This window comes from Terriglobus sp. ADX1 (assembly GCF_036877645.1).
GTDB lineage: Bacteria > Acidobacteriota > Terriglobia > Terriglobales > Acidobacteriaceae > Terriglobus.
Genome location: NZ_JAEDXV010000094.1, coordinates 1 through 254, shown reverse-complemented (window position 1 = coordinate 254; position 254 = coordinate 1). Strand labels below are relative to the sequence as shown.

Genomic DNA, 254 nt, shown 5'->3' with positions numbered 1-254 from the left:
GAACGCTGCGCATCATGGTCTGTGTGCCCTTCTGATCGAGCAGGCTCCAGATAGCACGCTGATCCACGATGTTCATCTCGCCCATCATGTCAGTGTTTTCCAGGATGTTGGAAGCGAGACCATCACGGCAGTCCAGACCAGCCTTTACCGCAGCGCTGTCGCCGAAAATCATGGTCGTCTGATTGAGGAAGACCACGCTCATGCCAGCAGCACCCATCGGATACACGCTGTAGTTTCGCACCATGGTCGGCTTG

At 55.9% G+C, this 254-nt stretch carries 1 pseudogene; it reads right to left on the bottom strand.

What is annotated here, in order from left to right:
* Positions 1-254 (bottom strand): annotated as a pseudogene (locus tag JAO32_RS19795) (hypothetical protein); the annotation flags it as partial.